Annotated in this window: 18 protein-coding genes; 14 read left to right on the forward strand and 4 right to left on the reverse strand. The window is 47.8% G+C overall.

The window, feature by feature from the left end; genetic code table 11:
• Positions 1-209: 209 nt before the first annotated feature.
• Positions 210-1,193 carry a phosphotransferase enzyme family protein gene (locus tag SNR34_RS04400; RefSeq protein WP_486181233.1) on the forward strand — a complete coding sequence of 328 codons (984 nt, stop codon included), beginning with the start codon at positions 210-212 and terminating at the stop codon, positions 1,191-1,193.
• Between the two features lie 80 nt (positions 1,194-1,273).
• Here the strand turns inward: SNR34_RS04400 and SNR34_RS04405 are convergent, their stop codons facing one another.
• Complete coding sequence (locus SNR34_RS04405) at positions 1,274-1,840, reverse strand: hypothetical protein (protein ID WP_486181234.1); 567 nt, start codon at positions 1,838-1,840, stop codon at positions 1,274-1,276.
• A 239-nt stretch (positions 1,841-2,079) separates the two neighbouring features.
• Here SNR34_RS04405 and SNR34_RS04410 point away from each other — a divergent pair, with 239 nt between their 5' ends.
• Genes SNR34_RS04410 through SNR34_RS04425 form a run of 4 tightly spaced genes read left to right on the forward strand, consistent with a single transcriptional unit; the run spans position 2,080 to position 5,395 of the window.
• Positions 2,080-2,652, forward strand: coding sequence for an RNA polymerase sigma factor (locus SNR34_RS04410; RefSeq protein WP_236420680.1), 573 nt, complete (start codon positions 2,080-2,082; stop codon positions 2,650-2,652).
• Positions 2,627-3,472, forward strand: a complete 846-nt coding sequence (locus SNR34_RS04415; protein ID WP_486181235.1) for an ABC transporter permease — start codon at positions 2,627-2,629, stop codon at positions 3,470-3,472. The genes SNR34_RS04410 and SNR34_RS04415 overlap by 26 nt, the downstream gene beginning before the upstream one ends.
• Positions 3,465-4,328: an ABC transporter ATP-binding protein gene (locus tag SNR34_RS04420; RefSeq protein ID WP_486181236.1), complete on the forward strand. Its 864-nt coding sequence runs from the start codon at positions 3,465-3,467 to the stop codon at positions 4,326-4,328. Before SNR34_RS04415 ends, SNR34_RS04420 begins: the two co-directional genes overlap by 8 nt.
• Positions 4,325-5,395: an ABC transporter permease gene (locus tag SNR34_RS04425; protein ID WP_339276143.1), complete on the forward strand. Its 1,071-nt coding sequence runs from the start codon at positions 4,325-4,327 to the stop codon at positions 5,393-5,395. The genes SNR34_RS04420 and SNR34_RS04425 overlap by 4 nt, the downstream gene beginning before the upstream one ends.
• A gap of 413 nt (positions 5,396-5,808) precedes the next feature.
• On the opposite strand, the gene SNR34_RS04430 is transcribed toward SNR34_RS04425, so the two are convergent.
• Complete coding sequence (locus SNR34_RS04430) at positions 5,809-6,294, reverse strand: hypothetical protein (RefSeq protein ID WP_486181237.1); 486 nt, start codon at positions 6,292-6,294, stop codon at positions 5,809-5,811.
• 219 nt (positions 6,295-6,513) lie between these two features.
• Between SNR34_RS04430 and SNR34_RS04435 the strand changes: the two genes are divergently transcribed.
• Positions 6,514-7,440, forward strand: coding sequence for a copper amine oxidase N-terminal domain-containing protein (locus SNR34_RS04435; protein ID WP_486181238.1), 927 nt, complete (start codon positions 6,514-6,516; stop codon positions 7,438-7,440).
• A gap of 202 nt (positions 7,441-7,642) precedes the next feature.
• Here the strand turns inward: SNR34_RS04435 and SNR34_RS04440 are convergent, their stop codons facing one another.
• Positions 7,643-8,047, reverse strand: coding sequence for a CBS domain-containing protein (locus SNR34_RS04440; protein ID WP_236420722.1), 405 nt, complete (start codon positions 8,045-8,047; stop codon positions 7,643-7,645).
• Between the two features lie 148 nt (positions 8,048-8,195).
• Between SNR34_RS04440 and pbp4 the strand changes: the two genes are divergently transcribed.
• The 8 genes from pbp4 (at position 8,196) to SNR34_RS04480 (ending at position 15,851) form a co-directional block, all read left to right on the forward strand.
• Positions 8,196-10,301: a penicillin-binding protein PBP4(5) gene (gene pbp4 / locus SNR34_RS04445; RefSeq protein WP_486181239.1), complete on the forward strand. Its 2,106-nt coding sequence runs from the start codon at positions 8,196-8,198 to the stop codon at positions 10,299-10,301.
• A 124-nt stretch (positions 10,302-10,425) separates the two neighbouring features.
• Complete coding sequence (locus SNR34_RS04450) at positions 10,426-10,653, forward strand: hypothetical protein (RefSeq protein ID WP_486181240.1); 228 nt, start codon at positions 10,426-10,428, stop codon at positions 10,651-10,653.
• Positions 10,654-10,681: 28 nt separating this feature from the next.
• Positions 10,682-10,864, forward strand: coding sequence for a hypothetical protein (locus SNR34_RS04455; RefSeq protein ID WP_486181241.1), 183 nt, complete (start codon positions 10,682-10,684; stop codon positions 10,862-10,864).
• An 89-nt stretch (positions 10,865-10,953) separates the two neighbouring features.
• On the forward strand, positions 10,954-12,288 hold the full coding sequence (locus SNR34_RS04460; protein WP_486181242.1) for an FxLYD domain-containing protein: 1,335 nt from the start codon (positions 10,954-10,956) through the stop codon (positions 12,286-12,288).
• A 12-nt stretch (positions 12,289-12,300) separates the two neighbouring features.
• Positions 12,301-13,449 (forward strand): S1C family serine protease, encoded by a 1,149-nt coding sequence (locus SNR34_RS04465; RefSeq protein ID WP_486181243.1) that lies wholly within the window; start codon positions 12,301-12,303, stop codon positions 13,447-13,449.
• Positions 13,450-13,572: 123 nt separating this feature from the next.
• A complete protein-coding gene (locus SNR34_RS04470; RefSeq protein WP_236420689.1) occupies positions 13,573-14,169 on the forward strand; it encodes a TetR/AcrR family transcriptional regulator in 597 nt (198 codons plus the stop codon).
• Positions 14,170-14,257: 88 nt separating this feature from the next.
• A complete protein-coding gene (locus SNR34_RS04475; RefSeq protein ID WP_339276153.1) occupies positions 14,258-15,481 on the forward strand; it encodes an MFS transporter in 1,224 nt (407 codons plus the stop codon).
• A 202-nt stretch (positions 15,482-15,683) separates the two neighbouring features.
• Complete coding sequence (locus SNR34_RS04480; protein ID WP_236420691.1) at positions 15,684-15,851, forward strand: DUF3934 family protein; 168 nt, start codon at positions 15,684-15,686, stop codon at positions 15,849-15,851.
• 74 nt (positions 15,852-15,925) lie between these two features.
• Here SNR34_RS04480 and SNR34_RS04485 read toward each other — a convergent pair whose 3' ends face one another.
• Positions 15,926-16,987, reverse strand: a complete 1,062-nt coding sequence (locus SNR34_RS04485; protein ID WP_486181244.1) for a hypothetical protein — start codon at positions 16,985-16,987, stop codon at positions 15,926-15,928.
• Positions 16,988-17,221 lie beyond the last annotated feature (234 nt).

Below are 17,221 nucleotides of genomic sequence, written 5' to 3' on the forward strand. Positions count from 1 at the left end.
GTTGGTTATTTGGAGTCTGCCGAGATATAGGGATATAACTGCTCATTTTCCTGGTGTTGATGAGGTTTGTTTGCTTATGCATTTTGCAACTTCCTCGTGCATCACGAATTTTTAAGCCGCAGGCATAGCCTGCGGCTTTTTGCGCGCAAAAATAGTCGTTCGGACTTTGCAAGAAACCTACATTAAACGGTCAAGAAGGAGAACTGCCCATGCTAAAGTTGAAATATTTATTTAATAACACCGATCTCGCCGAGATGATCTTGAAAAATTGGAGTTACGATCCCGAGTCTCTGGACATGTTCCGGTATTACCGCATATCCTCTAATGCCGTATATCCGTTCAGGGACCAAGGAGAGACTCGCTTGCTTCGTTTCGCCCCGGTTCAGGAAAAAGATAAAACCAATCTATACGCCGAACTGGAGGTTCTCGGCTATCTTCGACAGCGTGACTATGGGGCGATGGAGGCGGTGCCTTCCCATGCAGGAACAAAGCTCGCGGAGGTCAGCACACCATGGGGCACGTACTACGCTTCCGTGTTCAAGCGGGTACCCGGCACGCAGCTGAGCAGTACGGTTCTGAGCGACCAGGCCATATACAGCTATGGTCAGGCGCTAGGTAAGCTTCATCAACTGAGCCGGGATTATACGCCGGTGCAGGCTAAACGCTGGAGTTATGCCTATGTGCTGGACTGGATGCAGGAGGTTCTGAGGGAATTTCCGGATGAGACCGATGCCGCTCATGAAGTGGAGTTGCTCCGTACACATTTGGCAGCATGGCCGGTGACCAAGCTCAATTACGGATGTATTCATTATGACTTTGAGCCGGATAATGTCTTCTATGACGAAGAAAGTCAGTCTTGTTACGCCATTGACTTCGATGACGCCATGTACCACTGGTATGCGATGGATGTGGAACAGAGTCTGGATAGTTTGCGTGATGAGATTGAGCCGGAGCGTTGGGAACAGGCAAAGCAGACGTTCATGCAGGGGTACTGGGCCGAAGCAGGAGACTCCTATGACATGGAATCCATGTTCCCGGCCTGCAGGCGGTTTGCTGACGTGTACCGCTATGTACGTGTGCTGCGGTCTGCGGCAGAACGGTGGACGCATGAGCCGGATTGGATGAACGTTCTAAGATCAAGGCTGGCTGAACGGATGAAGGAAGCGGCGAAGGGATTTGGCCAGAAGATTTAAAGTCGATCCCAAGAAAGAGCACAGGCTATTCCCGGTAAAAGGGAGAGTCTTGTGCTCTTTCTCTTCATGGATCATGAAATCTAGTCCAGATTCAGATCAAAATCAGGCTCACGCATATAATCAATCGGGTAGAGGTCGTCCCGAGCGGAGATCAACGCGCGGAAGTGGAGGTAGAGAGGACGAGGATGTTCCGCAACACCACCAACACGATCAGGAGCAAGCTCTGCTACCACGAAAGCATCCTCGGCATTTGTGCATTTATAGATGACATTCTTTGGATTGCACACTTCCTCCATATAACTGTAAGTCATGACATGAAATGATCGGCCGCGCCAATTCGTCTTAATCACTTTATAGGACTGCGTCCGTACAAGATCAAGGTAACGCTCCAGCGGAAACGTATGCTCAAATTGAGTAATATATCCTTTATGATCCACATCAATCGTAAATTCCACATCATAGCTTTCGTGAAATTCTTCCTTGTACGTTCCCTTCATCATCGTCATCGCATCAAAATGCGATCCGAAATTAAGGTCTTCTATGTAAGGGATGGCGATGAGTTCAGGGTCAACATGATCGGTAATTTGGCTATTGCTGGAGGAAACCTTGCTAAACCTTGATGGCTGAAGGTCAACGGACCCAATCATTTTTCCAGCATATGCAGGGCTGCAGCTTATTCGCATAGTCATCTCCTTCGTTGTTAGTCAGTAATTAGACGAACAGGTGAGGGGAAAGTTTCACCAGAATAAGGAAGTCAATATGAGACCAATTCTGATGAAGACATAGTTGCATTCAGGAACTTGTCTATATCCAAATAAATGAAATAAACATTTTTGATCTTTTATGGTCAAATTATCGTTAATTGAATTGAGGGGGTGAGGGAGCGTTGAATGATGAAGAGTTGATTCAGGAGATTCGTGAAGGCAGCCGGGCTGCCATGGAAGTGCTGGTGAAGCGGCATTATAAGTCGATATTCGCTTATGTGTACCGAAAAACGGGAGACTATCATACCGCTTATGATCTAACCCAAGAGGTATTCGTAAAAATGATGAAGTCGCTTGACAGCTACCGGGATAACGGAAAATTCAGTCACTGGCTGCTGAAAATTGCAGTAAATCATTGCCTGGATTATTTTCGGGGACGCGATTTCAAGCAACAACAGAGAGAAAGTGAGTTAACGGAAGAGGCGCTCCCTGCCAGCGAACACCAGAATGTATGGAACATATTCCATAAAAAGCTTCAGAACGAACAGGTCAGGCAGGCGGTATTAAGTTTGCCTGAGCATCAGAGGGACGCGGTGATCCTGAACTATTACAACGGATTGAAGATCAGGGAGGTTGCCGAGCTGACGGGAGCAAATGAATCGACAGTGAAGTCGCGCATACGCTTGGGCATAGCGAAATTAAGGGAAATCATTCTGGGAGGTGGACGGGATGAAACGAAGAGGACAAGGAGATAAACGAAATCGGGCAGCTGAATTGGAGATGGAGGAGTACAACTTAATTGCTTCTTATCTGGACGAGTATGCGGTCGATTTTCCATCCGAAATGGAGATCGACAGAACGATCAGGGCATTGGATGCCCATATGCCGGATCCGGCGAGCGTTCGCCCGAAACCATCATACGGAAGGCGGATGAGGGAATTATTCCAGCTTGTTCGGGGGGAGGTCGCGGTTTTCCACAAATCATACTGGTTGGTTTGTTCCCTGCTCCTGCTGCTCGGATTTTGGCTGGGAACACACAGTAAAATCGATCCTTACATGAGCGGTCTCGTACTGGTTCCCGTACCTTTTGTGCTTGGATTGCTGGAAGTATTCAAAGGCAGGGATCATGGGCTCATGGAAATCGAGCTGACCTGCAAAATTACGGCACAACAGCTGATGCTGACCCGTTTGATCGTTGTACTCGCAGCAAATATGGCATTTGTACTTCTCCTTATGCTAGCGATATCCGGTGGAACAGGCAGTTCCATCTTATGGAGCGGAGTCGGCCTATGGTACGCACAGCTGATGATCGCTGCCGGGGCCAGTCTGTGGCTGGCGATGCGTGTCAGGGGTGGAGCGGCTGTCAGTATCTTTCTGACGCTATGGTTCGGACTGATATGGCTTGCATTAAGTAATCCCAAATTCATTGCGCTCGTTCAATCGATCCAGCCGTCAGTACTTATAATCGCCGCCTTATGCGGAGTGATCCTGTTGAGCAGTCAGATCTACCAGATGGCGCGAAAATATACATCACAAGCGGAAAGAGGTTATTCCTTTGATATTGACCATGGATAACGTATCCAAGAAATACAGGAACAAGTGGGCAGTGAAATCGTTCTCGCTGGAGCTGTCCAGCGGTGGCGTTTACGGGCTGCTCGGACCGAATGGAGCGGGCAAAACAACGTTGCTTCGCATGCTTGTAGACATCTCCAAGCCGACGTCAGGACAGATTCTGCTGGATGGGCAACCCATCCAACAGATGGGGGACCGTTATCGCAGCATATTGGGTTATATGCCGCAGCGATTCGGATTTTACAACCGTTTCAGTGCTCATCGGTTTCTCATGTACATGTGTTCCCTCAAAGGGTTGAGTGTGAGTCAGGCCGGTGTTCGCGTGCAGGAAACTTTGCGGATGGTTGATCTGGAACAGCAGGCCCAGCATAAAATCCGTACGTTCTCTGGGGGCATGAGGCAGAGACTAGGCATTGCGCAAGCCTTGCTGAATGATCCGCAAATTCTAGTCCTCGACGAACCTACGGCAGGTCTTGACCCCAAGGAGCGTATTCGATTCCGTAACATTATCGGGGAGCTGGGAAGAGATCGGATTGTACTGTTATCGACGCATATTATCTCTGACCTGGAGTTCTCGTGCAAGGAAATGATTCTGATGAACGAAGGTCAACTGATCACCCGGAACACGCCGGAAGAGATCATGAACAGGATGCAGGGCCGCGTTTGGAAGGCAACGCTAACTCAGCAGCAGCTTGCCGAGCTTACCTCACATTTCAAAGTAAGCGGCTTGTCCTATCAATCGGATGGCATCGTAGCCAGAATCCTGGCCAAAGAACAGCCTGTACCGCATGCTGTACCGGAGACACCTCGCCTAGAAGACGTATATATGCACTATTTTGACGAGGAGGCGACATCGTGATTCGTTTAACCCAATATGAATTTGCTAAAATAATCACGCGTAAAAGCGTTTATCTGGCACTCGCCGGACTGCTTGTGCTTCTTGCTTTGTATGCCTGTTTCGGGCATCCCGGGCCATTGAACGGTACATCATACTATAAACCCTATGAAGGAGCCATTACGGAGGAGAAGGTTCAAGCTGCGCAGGATCAGAAGCAAAGCGAGGGTTACAGTGAAGAAAAGAATCAGAATCGATATGGCGTATTTTATGACATTTCCATATTTTCCCCGGAATCCATCAAAAACTACGCCAGATATGATGACAGCGGGAATGTTATGAAGCGGACGGTAACCGTCTCCGAGATTCACTACAATAAACCATGGGGCTATCTGCTGGAATACATTGATCAATTTGGAGTCCTCTTTATGATGATCATCATTCTGCTCGGACTGGCGCCCGTATTTGCAGAGGAATATTCACGGGGAACCGCTGCATTACTACGCAGCAGCAAACGGGGAAGAAGCCAAATCGTTTCGGCTAAATTAATGGCCTCCATGTTATATGTCGTGCTATGCGTCATACTGTTTACAAGCGTCAATTTGTTGATCTACTGGTTAAGGTTTGGGAATTTGGCTGGAGCAGATACGCCGATCCAGAGTGTTGGGATGTATTTTCAGGGCTTTTACTATGAGTTCTCTCCTTATCGATTATCGGCGGTTCAGTATTATGGAGTACAGTTGGTCACTCACCTGGCAGGCAGTCTGGTCTTTGCATGTGTTGTGTTATGCGTTTCTGCGCTTAGTTCAACGTCGTTTGTTGCCATCATCATTAATGTTGCGATTGTAGGCGTGCCTTATCTGGCATTCGATGTGTTGAACTTCAACCCGGGATGGGCCAAGTGGATTGAGGAATTTTCATTCAGTACAATGATGCGTGTAACGAGGCTGTTCCAAACGCCGGCAAGCTATTCGGTATTTGGACTGGAGCTGTCCTATTTAAATTTGTATATGATCATCATGGGTGTAGTTACGATTGGCGTCGTATTTGGTACTTATCGTACATTCCGCACTCGCGAGGTTTTTTCTTGATGAACCCGCTATAGAAACCGCATTAATCAATCACACTAGGCCACTGTGAGTGCAGTACCATCTTCCGATCGCTGTTATCCAAAATAGTCCGCAATGTTTTGCGGGCTTCTTCTTTTCATGTTATGAGCAGAATGTGATGTTTCCAAACGTTCTTCGATTTTGATACATTGTGGATATACTTTTCGGAGGAGGAGGGCATCACTCGGACGCGGATGTTTATGAAATTCAAAGATTGAGCCGCCGGGAGGCAGAGGGAACATATGTCTTCAATGCCCCGAATGCCAGCAGCGCTCAGCTGTATACACACTATGGAAAGCGTTTGACATAGCACACGCGATTTCCGAGGTCGTCAGGCTCCGAAAAAGCACCTAATTTTCCCCATTAATAACAGTCAACAAGACTTCCACTAATCCCTAATCAATTAACGCAACTCTCCATGACTCATCTTTATTTTTTGTAAATGTTGTGGTGTGCATCTTAAGTTCTTTTTCATCTCCGCTTGTTCTGTAATAGAATACGATGTTAATTTTTCCGTTTTCGGAGGATTGGTCGATGATATAAGGTGTCCCGACAAATTCAAAGTCTTCATCGTTTTCTAGTAAAAACAGTTGACTATTCGCTACATCCTCTGAAACAAAACTATTTTTAAAGGCAGTTTTATTTTTCGCTGCCCATGCGGTTAAATTCTCTTTGAATAGGATAACGATATCTTGATATTTCTCATCATATTTCATTTCATCTAGTGAAAGTCCTTTTTTGAAGGGGCCCAGCTTATTGATATTTACTTCCTTTGGATCCTCAACCAGCACACTATTGCTTGGTTTCGTGTTCTCAGAGTTACCTGTACATGCTGTTAAGATCAAACAAACACACAAGATTGCAAAAGAAAAAATACGCATAGGAAAATCCCCCAATAAGAGCTTCAAATTCGGAATCAACGGGACGTTCTTTGATGATAAAACTGCTCGAGATCGCAAATCTACCAAATAAACATTGATTTATATAATATAACGTTACGTAACACTGTATGAAAATGTATTATTTTATTTTTTTAAGTAACCTTATGTCTTTTTTTGCGTCTATAAATATAAAGATTGTAAATTTTGGGAGGTTTTCTAATGAAGAAATTAGCACTGTTTTCTTTGGCTGTTCTATGTTCTTCGCTGTTGGTACTTCCAACCAATGAGGCAGCTGCAGCTGTGCAAGGTTCAAAAGGAACACAGGTTGTTGTGAATAATAACGACTTAGATTCAAAAGAAATTCTCAACAAGAACAATCAGGTGTTTTTTAGCTTGACTTCACTCAAAAGTTTAGGTGGGTTAACGTTTTCCTGGAATAATACTACAAAGCAAGTGACAGTGAAGGGGAGCGACACAAACTTGCAGTTGACAATGAATAAAAAAGCAGCGCAAAAAAATGGAGCTTCGGTTTCATTAAGTACTGCTCCATTTATTCATAACGGTAAAACAATGATCCCCTTACGTTTTGTTGCAGAAGCGTTGGACGGTTCAGTAACATGGAATCAAAAAACCCAAACTGCATTTGTTTCGAAACCAAGCACGAAACTGCTGACTGATGTGAAGAGCAATGTTTTAAGCACAGCAAGAAATGCTGCGATTAATCTTCCTAGAGTTTCACAGCTCACGGAGGAATTTGAACCATCTATAGAAACAGCCAGTCTTCAATATTATTTTCCGAAAAATACAAAAGATCGATTCATCGAAGTCAATAATAATGTAATCCGTTATTATCAAATTACGAATAACACAGCTTACCTTAAGTGGCAAGCTTTCATTGGGGAAAAGGCCGCTACGCAGCAAAATCTTTATTTCATAAACGGCTCCTTTACAAAAGAGAACGGTTCCTTGCCCAATTTTAAAGATACGACATTCGCCAGCTTTCGCTGGATGCCTCATATTACTTCTACTGGATATGGTTTAATCAATAAGGAGAATTGGAAGGATGTTGAGTTTAAAGAAGCTGAAGTTCCCGAAGCTGATCTGAAGGAAAACTATATTATTGTCGATATTCCTGAAGAAAAATAATTTGGTAAAGTTATAACAACGATTGACCCGACTGACGTAATGGCAAAGAAATCAGAATACGTATAGCGAATGTTTGTTCTTGTGAAATCAGGAAAAGTGATGCACTAAAATTTTATAATTATGATAAAAAAGGCAAGCAACAAGCGTTTCAGCTCGTTGTTTGCCTTTCGAATGCCCGGCGGTCGGGCTGTGTTCGATTCCATTAATCCGAAATGTTGCGTGTGTAGTATTCAATGATGTCTTTGCGCCGGATGATGCCGAGAAAAACCCGGTCTACATCGACGACCGGCACGAAATTCTGGTCTGCGGCAAGCGTCAGCATGTCTTCCATTTCAGCCTTGATGTATACGCATTCATTGTAGACCCGGTTTTTGATTTCATGCACCGGTACCTGGTCCATGTTATCGAATGTCAATCCGGGGGTGCTGCGCATCTTCCATAACAAATCGCCTTCGGACAGTGTTGCAACGTATTTTCCATCCTGGTCAATGACGGGAATGGCGGTGTAGTGCTGGGATTCAAGCTGCTCAATGGCTTCCTTCATGGAGGCGGAGGACTTGATATAGGCCACTTCTGCTTTGGGGAGTAAAAAATAGCTGATTTCCATCATCGGGCTCCTTTGCTGTAAATTTCGTACTTACATTATACACATATTATGTGATGTTCCGGCTAGGTCTAATGATAAATTCGTCATATTTGTTTCATTGTTTCTCGGGCTCAGGAATTCTATAGTGTATCATAGAGGTGATTTAACGATGAAATCGAAACGCAAACTGATGTACGGATTGCTGCCCATTCTGTTCGCAGGCGGGATCGGTATGTACCTATATATGCAGAGCAACAAGGCGCCGGAACCCGAACCCGAAGTCGTCGTGGAACAATACATAGATCATTTGCAAAAGAAAGAATTCGACCAGCTCTACGGCTTGATGACGCCAGCTTCGTTGGAAGCCTCCGGAATGAACCGGGAGCAGTTCGCGGAAAAGTATAATGCGATTTACTCCGGCATGCAGGTTTCGGCGGTCAAGGCAGAGCTGAAACCGCAGCCTGTGGCGGAAACGCCGCAAGAAGGCGGCACAACGAGCGGGAAAAAGACTGAAGGAACGGAGGGGCCTGAACAGGATCCCAATGTTTACAAGGCTGAATATACATTGCGATTGACCACCTTTCTGGGTGAAGTGAATGAAACGCAAAGCTTGAATCTGGTGAAGCAGGAGCTGGACGATGGCGGAAAGGTATGGCGGATCGAATGGCAGCCGTCCATGATCTTGTCCGATATGATCAAAGGCAGCAAGGTGAGGGTGCGGACGCTGCTGCCGGAGCGAGGCGACATTGTCGATCGGGATGGATTGCCGCTGGCAACCAAGGGGACTGCCCTAGAGTGGGGCATCGTTCCAAGCAAACTGGGTGACGCCCCGGATCAGATGATTGCCAGCATCGCGCAGCACTATAACGTATCCGAAGATGCAATTAACAAGGCGATAAACCAGAGCTGGGTCCAACCGGACTATTTCGTGCCTATCGCCATGACGGACGATGAACGAATACCGGCAGCGCTGAAAGGCGTTCAAATCCAGACGAAAGAGATCAGGCAGTATCCATTGGGTGAAGCAGCCGCTCATTTGATCGGTTACGTGCGGAAGGTGACCCGGGAGGATCTGGAGAAAGACGCGGAAGGATACTACCGGGCGGAAGACTGGATCGGCAAGGCGGGTCTGGAGCAGTCATTGGAGAAGCAGCTGCGCGGGGAACGCGGAGGAGTGATCGAGATCACGGATGAGAATGGCAATATGCGTTCCGAGGTATTGCGCAAGGATGCCGTTAACGGGCAAAACATTCAATTGACGATTCGCACCAAAACGCAAAAAGAGCTCTATAAGACGTTATCCAGCGGCGGAGATGCCGGCGCGATGGTTATGATGGATCCAACGAAAGGGGATCTGCTCGCCCTGGCGAGCGCTCCTTCCTATGACCCGAACAAAATGGTTACGGGGTTGACGCAGGCGGAATGGGACGCTTATTCCTCGAATGAACAGCTTCCGTTCGTTAACCGGTTCACTAACCGCTATGCGCCCGGCTCAACCTTTAAAGCCGTCACGGCGGCGGCAGGTTTGATGGAGAAGGTAACTACGCCGGATAAGAGTCACGACATTGCCGGACTGCAATGGAGGAAGGATGCGAGTTGGGGAGGTTACTACGTAACCCGGGTCAAGAACGTCTCTCCGGTGAACATGGTGGATGCACTCGTGTATTCGGACAATATTTATTTTGCGATGGAAGCACTGGAGATGGGCAGCGAGCGGTTCATTGACGGCATTCGCAAATTCGGCTTTGGCGGCAATTTTGGATTGGACGAATTGTATTTGAAACCAAGCCAGTATGCCAACGAAAACAACAAGGAGCTGAAGTCGGAGGTATTGCTGGCCGATACCGCTTATGGTCAGGGTGAAATGTTGATGTCCCCCATTCACTTGGCCACGGCATTTACTCCCTTTGTGAATGAGGGGAAAATGGTGAAGCCGGTCCTGATTTCCGGGAAGGAAACGTCCGCTCCGGAAGTGGTCATCACGCCAGAGGCAGCTAATACGGTGAAAGATGCACTGGGCGAAGTGGTATCCCGGTCAGGAGGGACGGCCCATTCATTAAGCACGCTTCCGACCAAACTTGCTGCCAAAACCGGAACGGCCGAGCTGAAGGCGAAGAAAGGGGAACGCGGGCAGGAGAACGGATTTTTCGTGGTGTTTGATACCGAGCAGCCAAGCTTTCTGCTGGCCGCGGTCATTGAGAACGTAAACGGAAGGGGCGGCAGTCATCATGTCGTCGACAAGCTGAAGCCGTTTCTTGAGAAATGGAATGGATAAGCCGTGAGCCATCTCCCATGATGCATGATAATAATAGACAACGCCAAAAAACTTTCCGGGTTACCGGGAAGTTTTTTTGGTTTTCGCGACCAGGGTGCATTCACACACTCCCCTCGCGGTGGACATGAATACAATGCTGCATGTTCCAACCAATAAGATCATGAAGGAGAAGGCCATGAATCGTTCAAACGTCAAAAGCTATCGTTATCGCGTCGGTAAAAATCATTACCTTGTCATTAAAATTAATCAAATTGCGAAGGGATATGCAGACGTTGGCAACGTGCTTGCCAGCAATGCGGTAAATGTACAGATCATGAAGCAGAACAGCAAGCGTGGTTCACGCAAACGTTAATCACGAAAGGGAAGGGGATTTAATAACGATGAGTGTGCGTAAAAAAGTGAAACGGGGCGCCAAACGGGTCAATCAGCTGGAAGTGGACCGCAGCCGCCTGAACTTCAAAGCCCGTCAAACGGCACATGCCAATGTGGGACAGGGTGGCAATGCTTTTGCATTCAACGCCAATGAAGTCGGGGACATCCGGGTGCGTGCAGGACGGCAATAACAACGAAGAAGGAAAGGGATGCCGCTTTCGGGCGGGTCTCTTTTTTTGCTGCAGGATATGGTGCAATTTCCCTTTTTGCTATATGATAAATGTCGATTCGTGAAGTGTCGCAGTTAGCGGCGGTAGCATCAACAAGCAAGCTTAGCATAGGATACATACGTTCTTTGGCAGATGGAGGGATTCGGGTGTATTGTCATGTGTGTGGGACCAAGAGCAGCCCCGGAGATGTCGCATGCGGAAAGTGCAAAACGAAGTTAATCAGCGCCAGTACCACGGAAGAGCAGATTTGGGCGGAAACGGCCGTCGGATTGGAAATGGGAGCAGAGTCCGCCCCATTGCTCTCCAGGCAGCAGTCTGCTCCCCAGCAAAGCGGGGGCTGGGTCGGCCGGACGTGGAGCATTCTCGTTCCACTGCTTCTGGCTGCGATTGTAGGAGCATTATTGATGTACTATTACAACCAGGAAAGCGCAGTGAACGATGAAGTGTTGACGTTGCACGAGCAGGCCGAGAAGGCGGCGTTGGAGGGAAAGTATGCGGAAGCGCTGAAGCTGCTTGATGCGGCCCTCGAAAAACGGCCAAACGTGGAAGCATTGACCGAGGATCGTCAGATCGCGGCGAAAGCCTTCAATCAGATGAATCAGTTGAAGCAGGCTGCCGAGAGCCTGAAAACCGGCAAGCTGTCGGAAGCGAGCAAAACGCTTCAAGCCGTGGCCAAAGCGCTCAAGGAGCGTGAAGAACCGGCATTCGACAACGTGCGCAGCGAACTCGGCAAGCAGCAGGTGACGCTGTCCGTGTTGAAAGTGAAAAAGGAAATCGACGGCCTGACTACAGTGTCTGCCCTTGCTGAAAAATTGGAGACCGTATCGGCCTTGAAAGGCAAAGAAGCTCAAGCGGTGCAAAAGCAAATTATCGACAAATTGGCAAGCATCAGTTATCAAGATGCAGAACAGCTGGTGAAGAAGAAAGACTTCACGGCAGCATTGCAAACGGTGGATCAAGGGCTTTCTTACGCGCCGGAGAATGAGAAGCTGACCGAATATCGGGAACGGGTTTTGAGCGAAAAAAAGGCATTCGAAGAGGCCGAGGCGGAGCGGATCCGGCTGGCTGAGCAGCAGGCGGCCGAAGAAGATTTGAAAAACCGTACGGCAGCGGTAAGCGTGCTGGATTTGCAAGCCGAACTCGACGAGTATGGCGATCTGTACATTGGCGGAACCGTCGTGAACAATGCCACCCGTCCGATCTGGTCGGTCGCGCTGACGATCGATATTTACAGCACCGACGGCTATTATATTGGCCAAACCGAAGCGTACGTGTACCCGGGCACATTGGCAGCCTCTGAACAAGGCAGTTTCGAAACGTATTACTACGGCGTGTACCAGTCGGCAAACGTGTCCGTGTCGGGTGCAACCTGGTATTTGGAATAGGAGGCATCGGACATGTCCAAACGAATATGGGGCACCATCATTGCCAGCGCGGTTATTATCGGTGCCGGGGCAGCGGGGGTCTTCTACATTCACCATATTTCAGCCCAGCAGCTGGAGCAGCAGAAGCCGCGTCTAGCCGTGGTGCCGGTGAAGGAAGAGAAGGGCCAAGCGAAAAACGAATCGACCGCAGCTGCCCCAAAAACGATCAAACAAATCATTGAGGACAGTCAGAAAAAAGTCGTTACCATCGAGACCGGCGGCGGACTTGGCTCCGGATTCCTGTATAACGAACAGGGGGATGTAGTGACCAATGCCCACGTGGTAGAGGGTTATACGGAGGTGACGATTCGTACCCTGAACCATGAAGAACTTACGGGCACGGTCATTGGCATCGGGGAGGAAACCGACGTCGCCGTGGTCAGGGTGCCTGGCCTGAAAAAGGTGAAGCCGCTCCCGATCGCCACATCGAAGGCGGAGATCGGCGACGAAGTCTTGGCCCTCGGCAGCCCGCTTGGCTTTGAGAACACCGTGACAACAGGCATCATCAGCGGTCTGGGACGAAGCTTTGAGATCGACTCCTATATCTACAGCAATCTGTACCAAATCTCGGCACCTATTACCCATGGGAATAGCGGCGGGCCGCTCATCAGCGCGGAGACGGGCGAAGTGCTCGGCATCAATTCGGCCGTCGTTGAACAAGAGGGCGGGATCGGCTTCAGCATCCCGATCACCAGCGTGTTGAAGCAAGTGCAGGCCTGGTCCAGCGCAGGGTCCAATGCGGTGGCCGCAAAGACAGGCAAAGGCGATGCTTCGCAGACCAGTGTGGATGGGCAGCTTGCTGAGGACCTGGTGAAAGCTTTTTATGGAAGCCTTAATGCAGGGGATTACGTTACCGCTTATGCTTTTCTGGGAAGCGAGTGGCAGAGCGGGACCAGCTACACCAAATTCCGCGAAGGTTATATCAACACCAGCTATGTCACGATTGGCGAGGTTTCATCCGCCTCCAAGGGAGAGGAAGAGATGGAGGTCAAGGCCGTCATCACTGCGGATGAGCGAAGGGACGGCGAACGGGTGACGAGCAAATATAAGGTGACGTATCAGCTCGGTTACGAGAACGGACAGCTTAAAATTTTACATGGGCAAGGCAAAAAGATGAAATGAATGAAGAACTTCTTTATTGGGGAAAAGAGATATAACTCTTTTCTCCTTTTTGATTGCTTATATGAGCATGATTTGTTAAAATACAGAACGAACGTTCAGTATCAAGAAAGCGAAGTGGAGTCTATGAACAAGAAACAGCTTCAAACCGAGCAGACCAAACGCAAACTTGCGGAAGCCTCCAAGGCGCTGTTTGCCCAAAAGGGGTACAAGGCAACGTCGATCGAAGACATTGTCTCAGCCACAGGCAGCAGTAAGGGGAATATATACTATCATTTTAAAAGCAAGGAAGGCTTGTTCCTCTACCTCATTGACGAATGGAACCGGGAATGGGAGGAAAGCTGGGCTGCAAAGGTTCATATGTATCCTACCTGCACGGCCAAAATTTTCGGGTTGATGGAGCATCTGGTGATGGATGACATGAACCACCCGTTGACCAAGGCGGCGGATGAGTTCTTCACCGGGGAGAAGAAAGCCAACGATATCGAGGAACGGATCGACCAGATCATGAAAGACCATATTCAATTCAACCGAAACCTGATTCGAGAGGGCATCGAAAACGGGGAGTTCAAGGCAGACAATGTCGACCATCTGGCGATCCTCATGGAGAGCACCATCATCGGTCTGAGCCAGATGTCGCGCGGGATGGAGCCAGAACAGGCGCTTGCGCTGTATCATCAGGCGGCAGAAGTTTTTTTGCACGGCATTTCAGTAACCAAATAGCCGACCTGACCTTATTATTACGTTCTAGCGATCAGGTCGGCGACTCAAACCAACGGATTTTTTCTAAGACATATGGAGGAAGCAAATCATGGCATTGTTAACACGAAACAGGGGCGCACTGCTGCTGTTGATGCTTAATATTTTTCTGGTGTTTACGGGCATAGGACTGGTCGTGCCGATCATGCCGGCATACATGGACCTGTTGCACATTTCGGGTACGACGGTGGGACTGCTCGTTGCAGCCTTCTCGTTTACCCAGTTTCTGTTTTCTCCCATTGCGGGCAGGTGGTCCGACGCATGGGGACGCAAAAAGATCATCGTCATCGGCATGTTGTTTTTTGCCGTTTCGGAGTTCATGTTCGGCGCAGTGAACGCGCCGGTGCTGCTCTTTGCTGCCCGGATGCTGGGCGGAATCGGCGCCGCGATGATTTTCCCGGCCGTCATGGCCTATACGGCAGACATTACGTCGGACGAAGAACGCGGCAGAGGCATGGGCCTGATCAATGCGGCCATCACGACCGGATTCATCATCGGGCCGGGGATCGGCGGTTATATTGCCGAATTCGGCATTCGCGTTCCTTTTTACTCGGCAGGGGTTGCCGGATTGCTGGCAGCGATCATTACATTGGTCATTTTGCCTGAATCGGTACGCCAAACGGCAGAACACAACGCACCGGCTGGGGCCAATGCGGTGAAGGAGAAAGGGCCGGGCCTGGTTACCCAGCTGCTTCGATCCTATCGGGAGCCGTATTTCTTCAGTTTGATCATCGTTTTTGTCATGGCCTTTGGATTGGCTAACTATGAAACGGTATTTTCCTTGTTCGTCGATCATAAATTTGGATTTACAACGAAAGATATCGCCTTCATTATTACTTTTGGCTCGATTGCAGGGGCCGTTGTGCAGGTTGCGTTCATCGGATGGCTGCTGAATCGTTTTGGCGAAAAGTTGGTCATCTCGGTATGTCTCTTCTTCGTTGCGGTATTTATTCTGCTTACGCTGTTCGTTCATACGTACTGGCTGATTTTCGTCGTAACCTTTGTCGTGTTCCTGGGCATGGACATTTTGCGTCCGGCGATCAGCACGCAGATGTCGAAGCTCGCAGAAGAGCAGCAAGGCTTTGTGGCCGGACTGAATTCGGCATACACAAGCCTTGGCAACATTGCTGGCCCAATCGTGGCTGGCGCGTTGTTTGACGTCAATATCAATTATCCGTACGTATCCGCGGCTGCGGTGCTGGCCGTCTGCTTCCTGCTCTCGATCCGATTGATGAGAGGCACCAAAGCGACGGGGCAACCGAAAGCTGAGATGTAATGCAATCATTCGATACATCGTTTGTTCAACGAGAAGAACAGGTCAGCTACACGAAAGTGTAACGGACCTGTTCTTTTTTGGAGGTAATGATGGCGATTTTTGTTATAATAAAAGTTGTTGAACTGAATAATATGGACTGGGTTGCCTAACAAGTTGCCAAGAACGATTATTTGAGCATATACGGGATCATTGGAGTGATAACATGAGCAAATCCAAAAAGGGCGGCACGGGTCGCGGTACGGGCAAAAAAGGCTGGAACCGTTGGCAAGCCAGCGCCAATCGGGCCAAAAGTGCCCCGAAGCCTTATAAAAGCAAAGGCACGAAGCGGAAAAACGAGGCCGGGGAGGCCGGAGGAACGACCGAGCGATAGAAAGCTGATACGTACCCCACATCAGAATAGTTAAAAAAGAGATCTGACTGGATTCCAGGCAGATCTCCTTTTATTTAATGTTGTTTAATGTCAAGTTCCTTATAAGTTTTTGTGTAGTTTTTGTAGTCCGCTTTAACACGCTCAAACCTGCTCGCAGGTGTATAAAAATAAATTTCGATAAAGTGGTCGGACGTTTCAAGAAACGTATCCAATTGTCCGATTTTGCGATTGTTTACTTCTTTATAGTACTCAATTTGGATTCCCTTTAATCCGTTGATCGTGACTGCTGCCGGTTTCGGTAGGGGATCAGATCCGGCTAGGCTATCAAGCAAGGGTTCATAAAAATCTTTTAGCTTTGTTTGCGAGTCAAATTCGTTTTTGGAATTACGGAAGATGACCAAATAATCTTGATTGGCCCCATTGCTTACCTCCAAGACGGACTCGGGATTTATTTTTTGTTTGTTTATTTTCCAATTGGAAGGTAATCGGATTTCGAAAGGCGAGAACATTCCTCCATTGCCATGAGGAGACAAATAGGGAGAAGAACTCATGATATCCGCGTTTGCTGGGTTATCGTTCATAATGCGAACGCTCTGAACCGCTTTTTCGAACAGCTTAGTGTCCGAGGAATTAAGCGGAGACTTGGACGAGTATGAGACAATATTAAAGTGCTGTTCGCTTTCGAAAATGACGTAGATGTTTCCGAATACGGACCGGCCATTATCAATGTTGGCTTTCTTATAATATGCTTGATGCTCATTGATCTTCATGTTGCCCTTATCAATTTCATACTCTTTTGCATTCATGGATTCCTGTGTTTTATGTATGTTTTTTTCATATGTAGCTACATAATCTTGAAGTGAGGTGTCTGACGCGTAATCCGCGCGGTTCTTTCGATCAATGCGGAGTATTTTGGACTTATCGGCTGGAATGGCCTTTAGTAACGAGGGACTTTTGTAATCCGTATCGGTTCTCCAATCTGTAGGCAACGTGATGCTTACTTCCTCATACATCGAAAAAAGTTCATGCTCGGTAAAGGCTTTATCGCTACTGCCAGGCATGGTTGAGCAGCTGGTCAGGACGATCATGATAAATAGGATCAATGTTATTTGAATGGTTCGGTTATGAGACGACAACTCCGAAATCCTCCTTCTCCATTTTTCTTCAGATGATTCCTTAAGGTAAAGGGTTATTTTACCATTTAGAGAAAGGAAAGAGTATACATCTTAAGTATTACATTACACGTTTCTATTAGTTAGAAATTGTATAAATATGAAAAAATAATTACATAACTATGAATAACATTGAAATAATTTGGAAAATGTTGTTAATCTTTTGCATTGGATATTAATTTTGAAAAAAATCCTCCT

The sequence above is a fragment of the Paenibacillus sp. XP01 genome, assembly GCF_057364885.1.